The 22148-nt window shown below is 36.7% G+C and carries 18 protein-coding genes and 1 tRNA gene; 10 read left to right on the top strand and 9 right to left on the bottom strand.

Annotated elements, in window-relative coordinates; all coding sequences use genetic code 11:
• Window positions 1-394 precede the first annotated feature (394 nt).
• From E4T88_RS05915 to E4T88_RS05905, 3 genes are all read left to right on the top strand, one after another.
• Complete coding sequence (locus E4T88_RS05915) at window positions 395-2677, top strand: GH92 family glycosyl hydrolase (protein ID WP_135104557.1); 2283 nt, start codon at window positions 395-397, stop codon at window positions 2675-2677.
• A gap of 115 nt (window positions 2678-2792) precedes the next feature.
• Window positions 2793-3980 carry a DUF5009 domain-containing protein gene (locus E4T88_RS05910; RefSeq protein ID WP_135104556.1) on the top strand — a complete coding sequence of 396 codons (1188 nt, stop codon included), beginning with the start codon at window positions 2793-2795 and terminating at the stop codon, window positions 3978-3980.
• 172 nt (window positions 3981-4152) lie between these two features.
• Window positions 4153-4227 (top strand) — tRNA-Val (locus E4T88_RS05905).
• A gap of 244 nt (window positions 4228-4471) precedes the next feature.
• Here E4T88_RS05905 and E4T88_RS05900 read toward each other — a convergent pair.
• Both E4T88_RS05900 and E4T88_RS05895 read right to left on the bottom strand, forming a co-directional pair.
• Window positions 4472-5167, bottom strand: coding sequence for a class I SAM-dependent methyltransferase (locus E4T88_RS05900; protein WP_135104555.1), 696 nt, complete (start codon window positions 5165-5167; stop codon window positions 4472-4474).
• A gap of 68 nt (window positions 5168-5235) precedes the next feature.
• Window positions 5236-5973 carry a response regulator transcription factor gene (locus E4T88_RS05895; RefSeq protein WP_135104554.1) on the bottom strand — a complete coding sequence of 246 codons (738 nt, stop codon included), beginning with the start codon at window positions 5971-5973 and terminating at the stop codon, window positions 5236-5238.
• An 81-nt stretch (window positions 5974-6054) separates the two neighbouring features.
• On the opposite strand from E4T88_RS05895, the gene E4T88_RS05890 reads away from it, so the two are divergent.
• From E4T88_RS05890 to rsgA, 7 genes are all read left to right on the top strand, one after another.
• Window positions 6055-8385, top strand: coding sequence for a TonB-dependent receptor (locus E4T88_RS05890; RefSeq protein WP_135104553.1), 2331 nt, complete (start codon window positions 6055-6057; stop codon window positions 8383-8385).
• Window positions 8386-8964: 579 nt separating this feature from the next.
• Window positions 8965-10944 carry a tetratricopeptide repeat protein gene (locus tag E4T88_RS05885; RefSeq protein ID WP_228093769.1) on the top strand — a complete coding sequence of 660 codons (1980 nt, stop codon included), beginning with the start codon at window positions 8965-8967 and terminating at the stop codon, window positions 10942-10944.
• A 316-nt stretch (window positions 10945-11260) separates the two neighbouring features.
• Window positions 11261-11635 carry a bactofilin family protein gene (locus E4T88_RS05880; RefSeq protein ID WP_135104552.1) on the top strand — a complete coding sequence of 125 codons (375 nt, stop codon included), beginning with the start codon at window positions 11261-11263 and terminating at the stop codon, window positions 11633-11635.
• Between the two features lie 69 nt (window positions 11636-11704).
• Window positions 11705-12721 carry a ParM/StbA family protein gene (locus E4T88_RS05875; protein ID WP_135104551.1) on the top strand — a complete coding sequence of 339 codons (1017 nt, stop codon included), beginning with the start codon at window positions 11705-11707 and terminating at the stop codon, window positions 12719-12721.
• 20 nt (window positions 12722-12741) lie between these two features.
• Window positions 12742-13317, top strand: coding sequence for a polymer-forming cytoskeletal protein (locus tag E4T88_RS05870; protein ID WP_135104550.1), 576 nt, complete (start codon window positions 12742-12744; stop codon window positions 13315-13317).
• A 311-nt stretch (window positions 13318-13628) separates the two neighbouring features.
• Complete coding sequence (locus E4T88_RS05865; protein WP_135104549.1) at window positions 13629-14408, top strand: class I SAM-dependent methyltransferase; 780 nt, start codon at window positions 13629-13631, stop codon at window positions 14406-14408.
• A complete protein-coding gene (gene rsgA, locus E4T88_RS05860) occupies window positions 14405-15460 on the top strand; it encodes a ribosome small subunit-dependent GTPase A (RefSeq protein WP_135104548.1) in 1056 nt (351 codons plus the stop codon). The genes E4T88_RS05865 and rsgA overlap by 4 nt, the downstream gene beginning before the upstream one ends.
• 119 nt (window positions 15461-15579) lie before the next feature.
• On the opposite strand, the gene E4T88_RS05855 is transcribed toward rsgA, so the two are convergent.
• The 7 genes from E4T88_RS05855 to E4T88_RS05825 form a co-directional block, all read right to left on the bottom strand.
• Window positions 15580-16011 (bottom strand): pyrimidine dimer DNA glycosylase/endonuclease V, encoded by a 432-nt coding sequence (locus E4T88_RS05855; RefSeq protein ID WP_135104547.1) that lies wholly within the window; start codon window positions 16009-16011, stop codon window positions 15580-15582.
• A 3-nt stretch (window positions 16012-16014) separates the two neighbouring features.
• Window positions 16015-16494: a glutathione peroxidase gene (locus tag E4T88_RS05850; RefSeq protein WP_135104546.1), complete on the bottom strand. Its 480-nt coding sequence runs from the start codon at window positions 16492-16494 to the stop codon at window positions 16015-16017.
• Window positions 16495-16566: 72 nt separating this feature from the next.
• Window positions 16567-17586 (bottom strand): NAD-dependent epimerase/dehydratase family protein, encoded by a 1020-nt coding sequence (locus tag E4T88_RS05845; protein WP_135104545.1) that lies wholly within the window; start codon window positions 17584-17586, stop codon window positions 16567-16569.
• 65 nt (window positions 17587-17651) lie between these two features.
• Window positions 17652-18134: a Crp/Fnr family transcriptional regulator gene (locus tag E4T88_RS05840; RefSeq protein WP_221411795.1), complete on the bottom strand. Its 483-nt coding sequence runs from the start codon at window positions 18132-18134 to the stop codon at window positions 17652-17654.
• 102 nt (window positions 18135-18236) lie between these two features.
• Window positions 18237-18599: a DUF1304 domain-containing protein gene (locus E4T88_RS05835; protein ID WP_135104543.1), complete on the bottom strand. Its 363-nt coding sequence runs from the start codon at window positions 18597-18599 to the stop codon at window positions 18237-18239.
• 248 nt (window positions 18600-18847) lie between these two features.
• On the bottom strand, window positions 18848-20842 hold the full coding sequence (locus E4T88_RS05830; RefSeq protein WP_135104542.1) for an NPCBM/NEW2 domain-containing protein: 1995 nt from the start codon (window positions 20840-20842) through the stop codon (window positions 18848-18850).
• 166 nt (window positions 20843-21008) lie between these two features.
• Complete coding sequence (locus E4T88_RS05825) at window positions 21009-22139, bottom strand: glycan-binding surface protein (protein WP_135104541.1); 1131 nt, start codon at window positions 22137-22139, stop codon at window positions 21009-21011.
• Window positions 22140-22148: the final 9 nt, after the last annotated feature.

Below are 22148 nucleotides of genomic sequence, written 5' to 3'. Positions count from 1 at the left end.
GATAAAATTAAATTATTAAGAACCTGTTTATTTCATTTCGAACAAACTTTTATTTTTTCTAAAATTATCAAAATTATCTCTCTCCCTTTGCCCATTTTTAACATTTAAGAAATATGTATCAAAAATGAAATACTTTTCATCTTTACTTCATAAGCAATCAAAGATGGAGAATAACATGTTCTAAATACAATTCTGATTTATTTCAAATAGTTAATTCGACTCAATAAGCCTAAGAACTGGTTAAAAAAAAGCAATAAATCGATTATTCGAATATTTTTTAATTAAAATAAATAACTTTACAATCTCAAATAAATTGCCTAATGATTCTGTCTGTATTTACAGGCAAACAATATGTTAATAATTAAATAATTTAATATAGTAATCTAATAGAACAATGACATTTAATTTAATCAGAATGACGAAGGCCATCTCAATATGGCTTATTTTGTGTGGATTTTTAAGTTCTTGCGAGGGGACGAAACAATTGGATGCGACACCTAATCTTACTCAATTTGTCGATCCATATATCGGAACCGGCGACCATGGGCACGTATTTGTAGGAGCGAATGTACCTTTCGGATTGGTTCAGTTAGGACCAACAAACTATTCGCAAGGATGGGATTGGTGCTCGGGATATCATATTTCAGATTCTACCATTATCGGTTTTGGACATATGCACCTTAGTGGAACCGGTATCGGCGACTTGGGCGATATTTCATTTATGCCTGCAACAGGTAACGTAGTTCTAAAAAGAGGAGATCTTAAAGACCCTAAATCAGGAATATATTCTTTATTCAGACGTGAGACCGAAAAGGTAAAAGCTGGATACTATGCTGTTCATCTCGACAGATTTAATGTTGATGTGGAATTAACCGCAACCAAAAGAGTTGGGTTCCACAAATATACATTCCCTCAATCAGACTCAGCAAAGGTAATCATCGACCTACAACATGGTATCGGTTGGGACACCCCAATGGAAGGATACCTTGTTCAAGAAAACGACTCTGTAATATCAGGATACCGCTATTCGAAAGGATGGGCTGTAGACCAGCGCATATTCTTCACAGCTGTATTCTCTAAACCAATGAAGCAATTTGTAGTATCAGATTCTACAGAGGTTAAAGCAGGAAATAGCATCAATGCGAGAAAAGCATACGGACAGGTATTATTCGATACAAAGGATAAAGAAAATGTATATGTTAAGGTAGCTATTTCTCCGGTAAGCATCGAAAATGCAAAATTAAACATGCAAGCCGAACTACCGGGATGGAACTTTGAGCAAACAATTGCAGATGCAGACAAAGCATGGAACGAAGAGTTGAGCAAGATACAGATAGAAACAAACGATGCAGCCGCTAAACGCGTGTTCTATACAGCTCTTTATCACACAATGATTGCTCCATCTGAATTTTGCGATGTAAATAACGATTACAGAGGTTCTGACGGTCAAATGCACCAGAAGGGAGCTTTCAAAAATTACACTACATTCTCTTTGTGGGATACTTACAGAGCTGCTCACCCATTGATGACTATTATTCATCCTGAAAAGATGAGCGATATCATCAATACAATGCTTACAATATATCAGCAACAAGGCAAGCTTCCTGTATGGCACTTGATGGGTTGCGAAACAGACTGTATGGTTGGTAACCCGGGTATATCTGTTGTGGCAGATGCTATATTGAAAGGTTATGACGGGTTTGATAAAGACCTGGCGTATGAAGCTATGAAAAAGTCGGCTATGCTGGATGAAAGAGGCTTGAACTATCTGAAACAGTACGGCTATATCCCTTACGATAAAGGAAACGAAAGTGTAGCTAAAACAATGGAATATGCTATTGCAGACTGGACTATTGCTCAGGTAGCTCAAAAAATGGGAAAAACTGAAGATTACGAATATTTCTTGAAACGCAGTAAAGCATACACTCACTTTTTTGACAAGTCAACAGGCTTTATGAGAGGTCTTTCTTCTGATGGAAAATTCAGAACACCATTCAATCCGTTCGAATCTATTCATCGCGAAAACGATTATACAGAAGGAAATGCTTGGCAATATACATGGCTAGTCCCTCATGATGTACAAGGACTTGTAGACCTGTTTGGAAGCAAGGAGAAATTTGTACAAAAACTGGATTCTTTATTCATCGTAGAAGGATCGTTAGGGAAAGATGCTTCCCCTGACATCAGTGGATTGATCGGTCAATACGCTCACGGAAACGAACCGAGCCACCATGTAATCTATATGTATCCATACGTAGGTCAACCATGGAAAACGGCAGAAAGAGCTCGTGAAGTAATGTCTGTAATGTATCATGATCAACCTGCAGGTCTTTCAGGAAATGAAGACGTAGGACAAATGTCGGCATGGTATGTATTGTCTGCTCTTGGATTCTATCAGGTTGAGCCTGCCGGAGGAAAATATATCTTCGGTAGTCCGATTGTAGACAAAGCAACCGTGAAGGTTAAAGATGGCAAGGTATTGAACATTGTAGCAAAAAACAACAGTGCTGCAAACAAGTACATCCAGAGCGTAACTCTTAACGGGCAGCCTTACGACAAATATTATATCAACTTCAATGATATTATCAATGGCGGTACACTAGAGTTTACAATGGGTGACAAACCTTCCGAAACTTGGGGTACAACTGTAGATGTTATACAAGCAAGTGCGAAATAAGCAAATACAATAATTATTTATATCAGAAAAGCGAAAGTATAAACTTTCGCTTTTCTTTTTTTATATCTTTGTTTTTTAGCAAAATAGAATCTTAATAATCTAATCTGACCACTTTATGACTTCTGCGCTCACAGAAAAACCCAAACGTATAGCATCGATAGATGTATACAGAGCTTTAACAATGTTTTTTATGATTTTTGTGAACGACCTATGGAGTGTAAGCAATGTACCCCATTGGCTCGAACATGCGGCAGCGAATGAAGACATGCTCGGCTTTTCGGACATTGTTTTTCCTTCGTTTCTCTTTATTCTAGGGATGTCTATTCCTTTGGCTATTGAGATAAGGAAAAAGAAAGGTGATTCGAATAGTGGAATTTTGAAGCACATCATTATTCGTTCTATCGCTCTTTTGGTGATGGGTTTGTTTACCGTAAACCTTGAATCGGGCGTAGCGGCGAGCATAGGCATCAGCAAACCTATATTTACACTAATTATGCTTTTGGCTTTTTTCCTTATCTGGAATGTATACCCCAAAACAGAGAATAAAACAAGGCAGAATTTATATTCCGGATTGAAAATTATAGGCATAGTCATTCTAGCTATATTAGCTTTTATGTTTAGAGATGCGGAAGGAGGAGTTTTTCAAACTCGCTGGTGGGGCATACTGGGACTTATCGGATGGACATACTTGCTGTGTGCTATTTTATATCTATTCCTAAACAAAAATAAAGGTTACCTCATTGTTGCCCTCTTTGCTTTTATACTACTGTGCATTGGCGGGTCGAATCATTGGCTGGGTATCTTTGATGGAATTATCCCAGGCAATGGATGCTTTCATGCTTTTACGATGAGTGGGATGCTCATATCTCTGCTTTTCAATGAATCTGAACTGGGTATCGGCATAAAGAAAAAAATGCTAACATCGACCTTTATCGGTATTATATTCATTCTAGGCGGATTTGCAGCTCACAACTTTTGGATTATCTCCAAAATACAAGCGACACCTACATGGCTATTCTTGTGCACAGGAATTTCCATCCTTTTATACGTATTGATGTATTGGTTGGCCGACATCGAGAACAAAGCATCTTGGTTTGGCATTATAAAACCGGCAGGGACTGCCACGCTTACCTGTTATCTGATCCCTTATTTTTTATATGCTATTTTCGTATTAACGCCATTTTCTCTTCCCGAATCGCTGACAACCTCTCCTATCGGATTAGTAAAATGTATCATTTTTTCATTTTTGACTATCGGGATTACAGCTCTATTGGGAAAAATACATATAAAATTAAAAATATAGTCATTCGTTGTATTTTTAGTAAATAATTGGAAAATAGACCAATAAAAAGCAGCCTCTGAATAGCGCATCAAAATTTAGATACTTTTTCTAAAAAATGTATGGAAATTGTTTTGTAGAATAAAAAAATTGCATACCTTTGCCACGCATTTGAGAGAAAATGTAACCCCAACAAGGGCGTTTAGCTCAGCTGGTTCAGAGCATCTGCCTTACAAGCAGAGGGTCGGCGGTTCGAATCCGTCAACGCCCACGGAAAATCAAAGACTTACGAGAAATCGTGAGTCTTTTTTGTTTTTATTCCCTCCTATTTTTCGATGGTTTTCAAAGTCAGACTTAAACCAAGACTTAAACCGAAAAAACATTATGAATACTGCTGTTAATGGAGTTTGTTACAAGTCTAAGACATTAAAAAATGGTGAATATCCTATCATGTTACGTATTTGCAAGCAAGGAAAGGAATATTCTTGAAAAAGGAAAAAGCCTAATTTCTAATATCAATCCCTTTTCTGGCAAAACCAACCATGTATAAATGCCATCTGATAAAACTGTACAGGTCTTTCAAAGCCTGCTGATTGTATAATTTTTGCAACTTCTTCCTGAGCCAATAATGAAACTCTCTCCTTATGGCTTTGGCGAATTTTTTCAATGCTTTGCGGAACACCTCCCTCCGACATCATTTTTGACCAGACATCCAATATATGCTCATATTCATAAGAACCTATTTCATTCGACAGGTCGGCATTTATGAGAATTCCTTTACTTTTAAGATGTCTTTGAATATTTCTAAAAAAGTCAATACGAGAATCTTTTTCATCTATAAATTGTGAAACAAGAATAGAGGTTGCTGCATCATAAGTATCGGGTAATGATAGATTCTCTAAATAATCGGCATAAAATTCACATCGATCTTCCATTCCTAACTCAGACAAACGTGTACGGCAAACATCAAGCATAGCAGAAGAGGGATCAACAGCAATAAAGTCCCAGGTTGGAAACCTTTTAGCCAGATAGATTATTTCAGCTCCCGTACCTGCTCCGACACAAAGTATTTTCGCTTTTTCAGGCAACTCAGAAAGGATTGCTCCCATCAATAGATGTAGAGAGTTACTAATGGCGCTAAGCTTCTCCCATGTTTTATCGTAAGAATCAGCTGTAGTATCGAAAATCTCTTTTACTTTATCTTTCTTCATTATCTCTTTATACTTTATTTTTCATGATAAGTGCAGGTTCAATATCAAAAGGCTACCCTACAATTTTCTTAACTGATCAATCCCAATGCAGATGCATACTTAACAGCCTCCATAGAATTACTTACATCTAACTTTTCCAATATTCTTTGTCTATGTGTATTAACGGTGTGGACGCTAATAAATAGCTGTTCTGAAATTTCCTTGCTAAGCAAGCCTTCTTTTATTAACTGTAAAACAGCGATCTCTCTTGTGGTAAGATCCGATACTTTTGGAGACAATAGGTTTTCAATAGGGAAAAACGTATTTTCTTTTACATTTAAGATATGGCCTCTCACCGTTTTAAAAGAGCTCTGGTCTGGTGATAAATCCAAAACACTTAACGATAACCATGCATTTCCCGACTTATCTTTTTCCAATAAGGTGTATTGTTCCACCACTCTCACATACTGACCGATAGCGTTGCAAATACGAAACTCCGAAATCATTTTATAATCTTGTAAGTTTTCTTTATTCGCATGTAAAAATTTGAGTGCTGCAATGCCGTTTCTAATTAAAGAACGTAAATCGTCAGGATGCACACGCTCATCTATACCTTCTTTACAATCTCCAAATATTCCTCCAAAATTGAACGATGTATATACATGCTTCCTCTTATACATATCAAAAACCGTTATCCCGCTATTCGACACTTTAGCCAAATGAGAGAGCATTTGCTTATGATATTCGAGTAGAGAGTAATCAAGATCAGCTTCATTAAAACTCTGCAATGATAAAAGCCGTGCATGTTCCTTCTGTAAATCTTCCATACGGGCAATATAATGATAAATCAGTATTGATCTCCTAAGGGACAGTTTCTTACTTTGTACAAAACAAAAGTAGGTAAAATCATGAACAAAACGTTACTATTTCTTTTATTAAACGTCCTGTCGTTAGGTATATTATATGCACAATCATCTCAGAATATACGAGGTGTGGTATATGACAAAGAATCGAATAACCCTATTGAATATGCAACTGTAGCTGTACTAAATAGTAAAATCCCCTTAGGTGTAAGTACAGATAGCTTAGGACAATTTAAAATACAAAATGTTCCTATAGGACGTTATGATATTCAGGTGACATTAATCGGCTATAATCCTATTATAATAAAAGAGCAATTACTGTCTTCGTCTAAAGAATTGTATCTGGAAATTGCAATGGTCGAAAACTCGAAACAACTCGATGAGATTGTTGTCACTCCTCAGATAAATAAGTCACAACCCTTAAATAATATGGCATTAGGCAGTGCCCGTATGTTGAGTGTAGAAGAAGCAAGCCGGTACGCAGGAGGTTTCGATGATCCGGCTAGATTAGCAACATCTTTTGCAGGTGTAACAAGCAGTGTAGGGAATAATGGTATTGTTGTCAGAGGAAATGCACCTAAATTTCTACAATGGAGAATGGAAGATGTTGAAATCCCCAATCCGAACCACTTTGCAGAAGTAACTACTTTCGGAGGAGGAGGGCTATCGGCATTAAGCAGTTTTGTGCTAGGCAATTCTGATTTTATGACAGGTGCATTCCCTGCCGAATACTCAAATGCTTTATCAGGGGTATTGGATATGAATTTACGTACAGGAAACAACCAGAAACGAGAAAATACAGTACAACTCGGTTTAGTGGGAATAGATGTTGCTTCCGAAGGCCCATTCAAGAAAGGGAGCAATTCTTCTTATATATTCAATTACCGGTATTCAACACTAGGACTGCTCTCTTCTATGCTACCCGAAGATGCAGAGAATACAAAATATCAGGACTTATCTTTCAAGCTTAACTTCCCAACCAAAAGTGCCGGTGTATTTTCCATCTGGGGAGTAGGCTTGATTGATCGCTCGGGGCAAAAGGCAGAAACCGATCCTAGTAAATGGGAATATATGCAGGATAAAGAAGATCAGGATGTAAAACAATATATGGGTGCTTTTGGTCTGAATCACAAACTAAGAGTGTGGAACAATGCAACCTTTAAAACAACTTTGGCTACTACAGTGAGCGGTCTTGATATGCATACTGAAAGAATGAATGCGAATGTAAAACCTATTCCACAAAACTTAATCAAGTCTACCAATTGGAACTTTGTATTCGCTTCATCGCTAAATAAGAAATACAGTAGGATACATACCAATAAAACGGGAATAAGGGTTACAGGGCTTAAATATAATCTACTCTTAAAAGAAGCGACGCATCAACAACCAATGAATACGATAACCGATGAATCAGGTTTCAGCTCTCTATTGTCTGCATATACGAACTCATCGTTCCAATTTTCAGATCAATGGACGCTTAATCTTGGTATAAATACGCAATTATTCACACTCAATAATAATTATACGATAGAGCCCAGAGCAGCATTATCATGGAAATTTAGACCAAATCAATCTTTAGCTCTTTCATATGGGCTACATAGCAGGCTCGAAATGTTGAATTATTACTTTACCAGGTCGAAAGAGGGTGAACTTATTAACAAAAATATGGATTTTACAAAAGCTCATCATATAGTCCTGTCTTATGATCTTAATATTGGAAATGATTATCATCTAAAAATCGAACCTTATTTTCAACAACTATACAGTGTTCCTATTATAAGAGATAGTACATTTTCCTTTATAAACCTTCAAAATGATTGGTTCATAACCAATAAGCTTTCGAATAAGGGAAAAGGAGTCAATTATGGTATTGATATAACCTTTGAACGGTATATGTCAGATGGTTATTACTATATGTTCACCGGATCTCTCTTTGATTCTCGTTACAAAGCAGGAGATAACAAATGGAGAAATACAAGGTATAACCGAAACTTTGTATTCAATGCATTAGCAGGAAAAGAGTGGATGGTAGGACGCAGTAAACAAAATATGTTCAATGCTAATATTCGATTATCTTATCAAGGAGGAGACAGATACTCGCCTATTAATCTGGATGCATCTCAGAAGGAGGAAGATGCTATTTATGATGAGAGCAAAGCCTTTTCGAAACAATTATCCCCGGCATTTCTTCTACACTTTAATGTAAGCTACAAAATCAATAAGAAGAGTTTATCTCATGAGTTTGCAATTAAAGTGCTAAATGCAACTAGCTACAAAGACTATCAAGGTCATCGCTACAACTTTAAGACGCATTTGGTAGATCCCGAAAGAGAGGCTGTTATTATCCCAAACATTAGCTATAAGATTGAATTTTAGGCTATTCCTTTCATTGAGCATAGTTTGTTTTATTGAGCGATGTAGAATTGTTAAATAAAACAAACTATGTAGATTATACCAGAAACTCTGACATATCTCCTCACATATCAGCCTTAATTGGTGCATAGTTCGTGTAAGAGCAACACAAAACGTGCTGCGATCTATTTCTGTTTGGTAATTCGATTTGTTTACAAAAAGGGCAATTACTTCGTCAAAGCCTAATCCTTTGACTGTATGTGCCGAAGTGATAAGTCCTGATTAATTAGTTCTCTAAAATTGACTTTCAAAATCAAGTGAAAGAAGGAAAATAAAACCGTAAGCTTTTTTGTTTTTACATATACCTATTTCAATGAGAAACATTGTCTAAAATTATACAAAAGCTTAACTTTACAACAAATTCACAACAACAGTTCTATAAATGTGCTTCACTCTGCATTCACATTATGAATTATCTATCGGAAAAAATAAGAAAAGCCTGTTGTGTATTTACATTCTTAAAAATATATCAGGAGTCGGTTTTATCAGTACCAATTATCGTATCGTTGATGTATAATTTAAATTCTAACCTTGTTTAGCCATATGAGAAACAGATTGAGTTTTCCCTCTCTATTTCTATTCTTTGTATTAACCTTTTTTCAAACTCTTTCTGCTCAAATGCAAAAGGTGGATAGCCTTGAGAATGTACTGAGACGGTACTCTTCAAATAATCGGGAGAAAGTAGACATAATGAATGAAATAGGTTACATTATATATTCGAAAGATACCCCAAAAGCAATGAAATATGCCTCTGAATCAGCCCTGATATCAGATCGTTTGAATTACACTAAGGGGAAGGCCGTCAGCCTGTGGGTAACCGGATTAGCTTATATTAAAAGCGACAAACAATCCTCTCTCAATTATTTTCGACAAAGCCTTGTGATGGCAGAAGTCATCAAAGAACAAACGGTAATATGCAATTGTCTGATTGCAATAGGAAACGTATACAAGGAACTTGGTGACATCCCCAAAAGTGATGAATCATACGAACGTGCTCTTAAAATAGCGAATGAAATAAATGATAAGAGCCTTTTACTGAAATGCCTCGTTAATGCAGCACGAAGCCATAGTACAAAAGGAGAATATATAAAAGCTATCGAAATACTCGAAAGAGCCATTCTCTTGGCAGAAGAACTAAAGGATTATCCCGTTCTGTCAAAAGCATTAAACAATTTAGCGTGGATCTATGGCACTCAAAGTAACTATGCGGTAGCACTCGAATGTCATTTGAAGGCTCTGAAGATTAACGAGCAGCTCCGTGATAAATCAGCAATGGTGGCCAATTTTGTTAATATTGCCGGAATCCAATCCGACCAAAGAGAATATAAAGACGCCCTCAATTATCTTCAAAAAGCATTAAAGATTTCCGAAGACATAAAAGATAATTTTAAGATATCCTCATGTTTGGCTAACATAGGTCATATATATATGAACATGAATGATCCTCGCGCGTTGGAATACTATGAAAAATCTTTAAAAATTGGAGGTAATAGTAAGCTAAGCTTGACTATTAACATTTTAGTCAACATGGGTACTATATATACCCGTGAGAAAGAATTTACTAAAGCACTTGATCATTTCAATGAAGCATTTCATCTTGCCGAAAAAATAGATTTAAAGCGAGCAAAAGCTGAGATATGGGTAAAAATGGGATTGATCTATATTCAAGAAAAACGTTATGCCGAAGCATTAGACTATTCCCAAAAAGGGCTGAAGATAGCCAATGAGTTGAAATTACTGAATCTTCAAAAAGAGATTTATGGACAGCTATCGGAGATTTATGCCGCAACAAATAATTATCAGGCAGCATATCAGAATCATGTGCTATATAAATTATACAACGACAGTATATTCAACGAAAATAATATAAAGAAACTTGCAGACTTAGAGAGTGCTTATAAATACGATAAGGCAAAACAAGTCTACGAAATAGAAGCACAGAATAAAGGGTTAAAAATAAAAAGCCAACGGGCTGTCATTCTCTTCTTGATTGTAGCCTTCGTTCTTTTATTGTTACTCGTTATAATGACTACCCGTTCGTATAGGCTGAAAAAGCAGCTTCTTCGGTTAGAGTTGGAAGAGATCAATGCTGAACTGGAGAAAAATCAGAAGGAAATGACCTCAGCAACCCTTAAACTTGTACAAACTGCCGAGCGTGACGTGCGCAGCATAAAGATGCTAGAGAATATTGAGAAGAACACGCCCCCTGAAGTAAGAGACGATATAAAATCTTTGATTTTCGATTATAGGTCACAGACATATAACTCCAACTGGGAAGAGTTTGAGATTTTATTTCAAAAGGTGCATCCTTCATTTTATAAAAATCTTAATGACCATTTTCCAATGCTGACTCAGAACGAACGTAAGCTATGCGTATTTCTGAAATTGAATATGACGAACAAACAAATAGCACAAATAACATTCCAATCGGAGGAAGCACTCAAAAAAGCACGGCAGCGTTTACGAAAGAAACTCGAGATTGAACGAGATACGAACCTAGTATCATTTATTCAAAATATATAGATTAACTGGACGAAGAATAGAATAAAAAAACGAAAGAGCGGGGTTATCCAAACATTGGGTAACCCTGTTCTTTTATTAAAAACGTATTATTAGATAGAGCATTCTTATTCATCCGCCTCTCTTTTCCCCTTTCCATATACATATATTAATCAGACACATACATCGATTGTACAATAATATTTTTAATTGTCCTCTTTTTGTCCCACTCCCTTTTTTAGATCCACTACATGATTATACTCTAATTTAGTGCTAGCAATTCTTTGTCCGGGGAGCATCCCTATTCTTTATATATACGAAGATAAGTGAATAGTATATCATGATAAAAAAACAAACTCAAAGAAACGATCAACCGGATGATCTAGCCTCATTAATGCCGACAGTAATTTGTGAAAGCTTTACTCTTCGAGGTAATATCAAGCAAACCCGAGCGATTCGTATCGAAGGTACTATAATAGGAAACATTGAGCAAGCTGAAACGGTGGTGATAGGAATGACAGGGACAATAAGAGGAAATGTGAATACAAAAAAACTCATTGTCTTTGGACATATCGAAGGAGACATATCAGCTTCCGAAGCTGTAGTAATAAAGTGTTCGGGACAAATAACAGGGAGACTCAATACAGAAAATCTGAGTATGGACGAGGGGGGTATATATGAAGGCGAAATAATAATGAAGCCATCCTCACTATAAGAAATATATAAAACATATAATGCTATTATTGTAATTTTTAATTGTTAAACACTTTTTTGAAAAAAACCTATGTATGAAATTCAATCCTTTCCGAGTTTAATTGAGATCAACAACACAGTTTTGTCCCAAACCTCTAAAGATTTGCTTCATGGTCTGAAGATTCAGCACAATGACAAATGGTATATCTGTGGTGATCTAGCCTTGAACGAAGGACAGTTACCTCATAAACTGATAAACTCCTCTCCTGATGATATCGATTATCAGCTTCTTGCCAAAGCGTCAATCCTGCTGGCACAGGACAAGATAGAACAACCGCTAACAATTACAACAGGCTTCCCCTACTCAACCTATTATATTTATAGAGATAGAGCCGTTGAATTCTTCAAAAAAACGCACTTACTCGACTATGATGCATCAACCCACAATGCAGGAAATAAAAAGAAAATTGTGCTGGATGTGCAAAAAGTTGAAGTCATTCCCGAAATTGTAGGATGCACAATTGCAATACGCAAAGGAGAGCCCAATGTTTCGGGTAGTTTTTTTGTATTTAGTTGCGGCTTTGGCACTTTCGAATCTATCTTAAGCACCGATTCGGGAATCGTAGAACAGGCAATGGTAAGTACACACGGAATCCGCTATGCTGTAAATCTAATGATCAACGAACTGAGGAGTAAATATTATCTCGAGTTGAGAAATGTAAATCAGCTGGACGATGCTTTTCAGCGAGGATATATCTTCTTAAATCGTCAGAATGTTGATTTAAGAGAGATCCGTAAAAATGTTATCCAGACCTACTATCAGGAAGTGATATCGCCCAATCTACGGAGCATTATCAATGACTCCAACCTTGTGAAAACAAATCGGATATACTTATGTGGGGGCGCAATGTATTATCAGGAGTTAGTAGACTGTTTTATTGCAGAATTTGGACATTTCACAGAGATAACGGTATTGGATAATCCGGAAACACTGGCAAGCAAAGGATATGCTCTCAACTCTTTACGTGTAAGCGGCAGGCCAAAATCGGCCCTTGGTATTGATATAGGCAATGCAACAACTGTAGTGACAAATTTCGCAGAAGAATAGTATTAATAGAGAATAAAAGAATGTTTTTCATCAAACGAAAAAAAGCCAAACCTATAGAAAAAGAAACAGCAGAAGAAATAGCTGTATCAAATCAGGACAAAGTTGTTTTAGGTGGATTTTGCTTTACAGGAATGCAAAAAGGGAACTTTTTTGTAAAAGATAGGGCCATAGTAGATCCTACTGCGACTATTGATGGAAACATAACTGCTACCGATTGTACAATCGGGGGGTTAGTTAAAGGGAATGTGTTTTGCACGAACACCATACAAATTAGTAGTTCGGCTGTTATAGAAGGCTCAATTATGGCAAAAAAGGCTATTATGGAAACAGGATGCAGAATTAATGGGTCGGTATCATTCACTCCAAAAGTAGAAGTTTCAATGTTAGCTATAAAGCTTATAGAAGCTGAAAAAATTATAGGAGACAAAAAGATTTCTAAAACCCGAGAGCTTCTTACTGAAGAGACGAATATACCCCCAAAAAGCTCTCCTATACCTGGAGCAAAGACAGTATACAAAGAACAGAAAAAAATAAATACACAAAAGCCTGAATCAACAATAGCTCAATCCGTAGATAACGGTAATAATTGGTGGTAAGTGAATTTTTAGTAAACATTAGACGAAAAACTTTGTTCCGGAGTGATTTTATATCAAATCATCACTTCCGGAACAGTTTTTTTATTTATAATTAAATATTTATATATCTTTGCCGGATGACTAAGATTTTACATAAATCGGATTTGGTATTGTAAACAATCTGTACTTTCAAAACAGATTGTCCTTTCGTTTACTCTCAAATAAACCTTTTTGAGAGGAATATTCATATTATTATAATTTAATTTTAATCTGCGTACAATAGTGCTATAGCATTGTCATGCTTGCATATGTGCGCTAATACAAATAACGAAATGAATAACGAAAATAAAACAATTCACGATTTCGATTTTAATTTAATCTGCGAGTTTTTCTCTAGCATGGAACGACAGGGACCCGGTAGCACCGATGCAACACTAACAGCCCTTCGCTTTATTGATAACCTAACCGACAAATCCCTTATTGCCGACATTGGCTGTGGCACAGGAGGGCAGACAATGACACTTGCCAAGCATATTGAAGGAAAGATTACTGCACTGGATTTATTTCCCGACTTTATCAATATTCTGAATCGTAATGCAAAGCTGCTAGGCATGCAAGACAGAGTGAAAGGGATTGTAGGCTCAATGGATAATCTTCCTTTTCAGAATGAAGAGTTAGACCTGATTTGGTCAGAAGGAGCCATTTATAATATTGGCTTTGAACGAGGGTTGAACGAATGGCGTAAATATTTGAAAACAGGAGGATACTTGGCTATCTCTGAGAGTTCATGGTTTACAGACGAACGTCCGGCAGAAATAAATGATTTCTGGATGAATTCATATGCTGAAATAGATACGATACCCAATCAGGTAGCCAAAATACACCGGGCAGGATATCTCCCTGTGGCTACATTTATTTTACCCGAAACGTGTTGGACAAAGTATTATTTTGCTCCTAAAGCTACTGCTGAAGAAGTTTTCCTGAATAAATATGCAGGAAATAAAGCTGCTGAAGACCTGGTTGCATCTCAACGCTACGAAGCGGAATTATACAACAAGTATAAAGAATTCTATGGCTATACATTTTTCATCGCAAAAAAGACAAAGCTATGATTGATCTAAATACTTATGGCTGGAGCGATAAATTAAGCCAACTAAAACAAGAATCAGTCCATAAAGCGTTGCCTCACGGACGGGTATCTATAGTCCATCGGACATGCTATGAGGTTATCTCTGAGAATGGGATGTTCCAATGTGAACTGACAGGAAATATGATGTTTGGTAGATCAACTTTCGATTTGCCTTGTGTGGGCGATTGGGTAATTTTTCAACCATTCGATGACCAGAAAGGGATTATAGTTGATATGCTACCACGAGAACGAAGCTTGTTTCGTAAGAAGAGTGGAACAGTATGTGACAAACAAGCCATTGCGTCATACATTGACAAAGCTTTTATTGTACAAAGTTTGGATGACAATTTCAATGTCCGTCGGGCTGAACGTTTTATGGCTCAGATAGTGGAAGGAAACATTAGTCCCGTATTGGTACTCAATAAATCTGATTTGGAGTTTGAGAAAGAGAATATAAGCAACGCTATCAAGCACATTGCCGATCAGATGCCTGTATTGTTTACAAGTATCCACCAACCTCAAACGATTCTTCAGTTACGAGAGTTTATCACAGAAGGGGAAACAGTTGTTTTTGTCGGCTCTTCGGGTGTTGGGAAAAGTTCTCTGGTGAATGCACTTTGCGAAGAATCAATATTGCTAACATCCGATATAAGTTCGTCCACAGGAAAAGGAAAGCACACATCAACACGTCGGGAAATGGTATTGATGAAAGGATCGGGAGTACTAATTGATACTCCGGGTGTTCGAGAATTTGGATTAGCTATTGAAAATCCGGACTCCCTTTCGGGAATGCTTGAAATATCTGACTATGAAGGGTTGTGTCGTTTTAAAGACTGTGAGCATAAAAACGAACCCGGCTGTGCTGTCTTAGAAGCGGTAAGTAATGGAACATTAGACCGTAAAGTTTATGAGAGCTATCTGAAACTAAGGAGAGAAGCTTGGCATTTTTCTACTTCGGAACATGAAAAACGTAAAAGAGATAAATCTTTTTCGAAACTAGTAGACGAAGTCAAGAAGCATAAAGAAAATCTCTAATATTCAATTTAAATAATGCAGGTATTGCAAAATACCTGCATTATTTTATGATTTATTGAACCATTGCAAGACTCTATATCGTATAAATCAAACAATGGAATCATTAAACTATACTCATATTACATTACAACCTCCCATTCCTCAACATCTCCATCTATCGTTTTAAACAAAGGATGTGGATTTAAGTTAGCCAATGTTGGTAATTTATCGAATAACTCGGGGCTTCGTTTTTGAAGTTTTCGCCTCAGATGTTCAAATTCATATTCTAACTGTCCTTTTGTTACAGAGATTGGTCGTATATTTTCAATGAGACGGATCTTTTCCTTACTGTAATTATAGTTTCGTCTTACAGCCTCTTTATATATTTCAGTAAGAAAGGCGTCGATATAAAGATTGGGATCGGGGCTATTCTTAAAACGAATTAACTGAGGATGATTCGTATAACCTTTTGTATTCCCTAAAAGCACATTCTTAGCTAATAACCCTTCACGCCAGGAGGCATTAAGCCCTGCCGAATCAAGATACATCGGATGTAAAGACCATAGTCGCATATATTATCTTTCCAATAGTTTTTCGATCGTGCCTGAGATTTTTGGTGGATTGGTTATTGGAGCATAACGATCAACGATATTCCCTGCCCTATCAATCAGGAATTTAGTAAAATTCCATTTTATAGAATCGCCTAAAAATCCTTTACTATTTTCTTTCAGATATTTATACAGAGGATCGGCATTCTCTCCATTTACGTCAATTTTTGCAAAGGTGGTAAATGTCGTTTTATACTTCATCTCACAAAACGAGGTAATCTCCTCATTTGTTCCCGGAGCCTGTTTCCCGAACTGATTGCAGGGAAAATCCAATATTTCGAATCCCTGATCTTTATACTTAAGATATAAGTCCTGCAAATCTTTATACTGTGGGGTGAAACCACATGCTGTTGCAGTATTAACTATTAGCAGCACCTTCCCTTTATAGTTGGATAAAGGAACATCATTCCCTTTACTATCCTTTACGGTAAAATCGTATATACTCATATTTATTGCTTTTACCATATACAACAATCTCGACTGATTTTAGATTAAATTATAACAAGTTTTATTATATAATTACTTTAATAATCTTTCTCTTTCTTCCCACATATACAACAAAGCCGATTTCAAAGCTTGCTTAGAAGACTTCGGACTAAAACCGAGCTCTCTTCGGGATTTAGATATATCAAAATCCTGTACCAACCCATAAAACATATTCACTTCTTTGGTAGTCATAGCAGGAGCTTTCCCAGATATTTTAGCACCAAATCCTAACAGAGCACCGAATAAATAAAGGACAAACCGAGGAACAGGGATCGGCTTTTTAAGCCTCAGTTGCGGAAACAATTCATCAGCCAATTTGATTGACTCAGTAATAGTCATACATTTTTCATTCGCCAAGATATATCGTTCTCCCGACTTACCCTTCGTTGCAGCCAAAACACAACCTTCTGCGACGTCATTTACATCTATCCAATTGAGAGTTATCTTGGTTTCGATAGGCAATTTATTGTTCAATATCGCCTTTAATATTTCATTCGAATTACTCAAGCGCTCTGCTATCACGCCTCCTATCATGGCTGAAGGTAATACGGCAACCAATTCTATATTATGCTTCTTTGCTAATTCGAAAGCGAGTTTCTCCGCATCATTTTTTGAGTTATAATACATATCCCTACGGTCGGGATTGTAGCCTGATTCTTCATTGATTGGTATTCCTTTTGTATAATCCAATGCGGCAATGGAACTAACATACACAATTCGCTTTACTCCGGCTTGGACTGCTGCCTCTATCATGACTTTGCAACCATTCATATTCACATCGTAAATCTCTTTTTGCGGATCTTTTGCCCACAGCTTAAAGACGGCTCCTACCGCATAAAAAGTATCAACACCACGCAAAGCCTGAAGCATTGAGTTCTTATCGGTTATATGAGCCTGTACCACTTCGCAATCAAGCCCCTCGAATGGTTTTGTATTCTTGATATTGCGGACAGATGCTCTTACTTGATATCCTTTGGCAATCAAAAATCTTACTAAGTTATTTCCTAAATGTCCGTTTGCTCCGGTAACTAAAACGATATTCTTCTGTGTCATTGTTTTATATTTAATAATTAGGACACAAAATTCAGAATCGTAAAATCAATTACACTTGACTTTTGTTAGTTAATCAGATTTCGTCTTATACGGCTAAGACTTTCCGGTTTTATACCAAGGAAGGAGGCGATATATTGCAATGGAACATTCTGAATAACATTTGGATAAGATCTCATCAGTTTAAGATAACGTTGCTCGGCTGATAAGGTTGCCAAATCTTTAGACCGCTCCTCATTATAGATTACAGATTCCTGTAAAACCTGCATCCCATAATCTTTCCAAAACGTACTTATACTGACCAATTTATCATAATCCGGTTTAGTTATACGAAGTAGTTGGCATTCGGTAACAGTTTCTACTTTTACCGAAGCTTTTGTTTGGTTTATAAAATCTGAAAAGGCAGTGAAGAAACCGTGAGGACAATTGAGATGCGTAGTAACTTCATCTCCATTATCGTTATAATAAAACAGGCGCATAAATCCCGATATGATATAATATAAATGCTGAGGAATTTTTCCTTCTTCTTCCAAAATTCTGTTCTTTGGCATCAAGACAGGCTGAAAAAGTGTTTTACAGAGTTCTATATCTTGTGATTGCATTTTATACCTAATTGAAATATCCTTTATCAGTTGTTCATGCATAGTCCAGAATCATTTCAATAATAAAACAATAATTGCAATCAGAGCTGGTAGTGCCTGCTTGAAAAAGATCGATTTTTGAGCAGTGACAGCGCCATAAATGCCTGCAATAGCAACACAACTAAGAAAGAACAATGCTATATTCTGACTCCAATCAGAATCTCCAATCAACAGTGACCAGATAAGCCCGGCTGCAAGAAAACCATTGTATAACCCTTGATTAGCAGCCAATCCTTTTGTTTTCTCGAACAATTCATCAGGAATACTTTTGAAAGTTGTACGACCTTTTGTTGTCCATGCAAACATCTCGATCCAAAGAATATAGACATGTTCAAGAGCTACAAGACCTATTAATATTTTAGATAATATTTCCATCTTTTCTTCTTTAAGAGTATTACCTTACGAAGTAAAGATTTATTTTTCAAGATCGTTATTACAATCTTTGCTTTTTATTATCTATTCGTAGTTTTTCTTAGTTCTTTACACAAAAAATAAAGAAAATTCCGACACGTGTACATATACTGTTTAAAACATTACAGGTTCCTGCATAACAGCAGAAACCTGAATGTGAGAGTAAGCAGAAGAAAAATATCTACACTCAATTATTTTATATTAATCAGCATCTATTTTTTAGGCGTAACTTTTACAAACTTTACACCATGATATGGAATATCTGCTTGAAAGTTATTTGTAAAATTTCCAAGATCTTTTTGTCTCCAAAGATCTCGAACAGTTACTTCACCCTGAATACCAAGCTTAGAGAAATCTAATTGAATCTTATAAGTCTCATTTTGTATCGCTTCTGAACTATCCTGATCCCACAGGATGAAATATGGATCTACATGAAAAAGACCTACAGCATAAGAGCCATCATATAACTTCTTATACCAGATTTGTCCATTTTCTGTCATAATTTTAACGGCAGGAGCGACAAGAGGATCTTGATCGACAGCAATAACTTCTCTGTTTGTCAGCAGATTTAAAGTAAAGTCATCTATATTCGCCATATCGCAACCTATGAGCAATGGAGCAGAAAGTATACTCCAAAGAGAGAGATGTGAATATTGTTCATCGGCTGTCAGATATGAGTCATGAACCTTTTCTCCCCAACCTTTTCCAAGCTTACCTATTACCAGCATGTCGGGGTCATTGTACTTGCCGGGTGCTGTTGCCGGAGCACAAACATCCTGAAAGAATCCGATCGCTGTAACAACATTCCACTCATCTGTAATATCACGGGTAGTGCGCCACTGATTGCCACCGGCTTGTTCTCCCCAGTTCCATACATTGGGTGCACCATACCCAACACAGTAAACGATATCTCTATTTACTTTGTCCAAAGCTTTTCTCATGACGATATATGGCTCCTGAATTGATTTTTCTTCAGAATTTTTCTGTATTTCCAAGTAACCGCAATGGTCATATTTTAAATAATCAACACCCCATTTCTCCCATGTTTTTGCATCGATCTCCTCATGCTGATAGCTTCCGACATGACCACCACAGGTTATATGTCCGGGCGAAGAATAAATACCAAACTTTAATCCTAAGGAATGGATATAATCGGTTAAGGCCTTGAAATTAGGGAATTTCTCATTTGATAGGATTTCTCCTTGCTTTGTCCGCTCTTTGGCTTCCCAGCCATCGTCAATATTAACGTAAGTCCATCCGTGTGCATGTAATTTATCATTCATCATTCGGGCGGCGTCACGTACTTTTTCGTCATCTACCGATAATCCCCAACAGTTCCAGCTATTCCAACCCATAGGTGGGGTTAAAGCTATTTCATCTCCAATTTTAAAAAGAACCTCTTTTTCATCGCGCCCTTTATCATTGGTAGCTTTTAGCAATACTTTATATTCTCCTTTTGTTTTTGCTTTACCGGTAATAAATCCTGTTGTCTGGTCTAACTTCAAACCATCAGGTAGCCCTGACGCTTCAAACTTCATCGGACGCTGACCTGTAGCCATTATTGTCCATAAGAATGGATTACCGGGACGAGCTCCATAAACCAGCGGATTGTTTATGATTGGATGTTCGGGCAATTGAGGTGTTAAAATATATTTCTCTTTAGCAATAGCTTTAGGCCATGCAGGAATAGGTTTTACTTCGCCTCGTGTAGTCACTTTCACATTGATCCAATCTGCATGATCGTACATGATGCCATCTCCACATTCTTCGACAAGTAGCAATACCTTATCTATTCCAGACAAGTCAACATTAAATTCTTGAATAGGATCACCTTTCTTCACAACACCGCTTTTCCAAAGCTCTTTACGATCTCCTATAATCTTGAACTGAAATTTTCCCGCATAAAGATTATTATCATCAGCCCCTGCCAATCCGGATATGGATAATGCTTTACCATCCAAATCGAAAAGCATACGTCCGATTGAATGTGCCCCGATACCCCGTTCGTAAACCACTCCGTTTACGGTTAGAGGAGTCCATACTACAGATTTATTAATTTGAGGGGTTCCCCAGTCTTGCACATAACACGAGCTAGAGCCTAGTTCATCTATCCATACTTCTTTTATGGGACCATTATTACAAGATTGTATACTCAGAAAAACTGCCATTATTGCAGCCAAAAGTGTGAAGTTCCTTTTTTTTCTCATTTTTATGTTTTTCTAATATTATAAGTTATTCATAGATGTAGGCAGTATCTTTTTTTGCCTGAAAACATCAGAGGCGATGACGATCTCATCATCGCCTCTGAGCAAACCAAATTTATCTACCTGCAATAAACTTTAACCACAACTAAAAATCTTCAATAATTTGTAGTTAATCACCTTTTTTGCATACCCGTATGTTATCAAAAGCAAAGTTACGCGCTATACTTTGATCTATTTCAATTCTCATATTGAAGGAATGGTAGTACATATTTTCCGGATAAGTTCCTGAATAGTTTCGCTTGAAAGGTAACGTTATCGTTTCCCAGCGGTTGAAATTCTGGAATACAAAATCAGAAGGAGTCCATTCCATTGGAGCCGCATCCCAGAAAAGGTAATTTAAGAACTTAATCTTGCCATCAACAAACTGGTTGGCAGTATAGAACTCACATTTTATAACATACTGATCCGAATGATCTAACATATCGTCTGTTAGCGGCGTATTTCCTATCTCTATTATATACCACCAGCTACTCCAAGCCGACTTCTCATTTATATGTAAGTAATTACCACTCAATCGGTTTTTATCTTTCAGATCGGTAACTACATTGGTCATACTGCTTGGCACACGATTATCAAAGTCTACAATCATACATTCGTTATCATAGTATCGTCCCGGACAAGTAGACTCTATCTCATATTTTAAAGACTTCACCTTTACTTTGATATTTTTATCCACATCAAGGGGAACTCGTGCAGTCAGATAGTTATTCGCCGATTTGATCACATTGGATGTTTTACCGTTGAAATCAACAACAGCACTTACTGAATCAATTTCATAAAGATTAAAGAAGTCTCCATAAATCATGATTGTATCACCCGGCTGTGTATATTCATTAAACATACGAACAAGCTTAAGGTCGGGGGCAATAGTCTTTAGAGGATAGTCTTGACGACCCAATTTATTATAAATATAAACTTTATCAGTAGGCTCAAGAGATAGTTTAACCGGAACCTGCATATACAATACATCCTTCTCTGTATATACCTCTACCATGTCAACTTTAGATTCATTCACGTAAATAGAATCTATATTATGAATGTCCAATCCCGTTCCATGAATAGCGATAAAATCTCCTAGTTTGGCTTCGGTAATCGGGGTGTTCAGATCTTTTATTGTTGTTATGCCTGATATTTGAATGGCAGTAGCATTATTTTCATCTTCCGAACATGCTGTAAAGAACAATCCGAGAAGTAAAGCTGCACTCAAGCATAAGCTTTTGATATTAAATATTTTTTTCATTGATCAACT

The organism is Dysgonomonas mossii (assembly GCF_004569505.1).
GTDB lineage: Bacteria > Bacteroidota > Bacteroidia > Bacteroidales > Dysgonomonadaceae > Dysgonomonas.
Note: the sequence above shows the minus strand (reverse complement) of the source record. Positions and strands in the feature narration are given on the sequence as shown.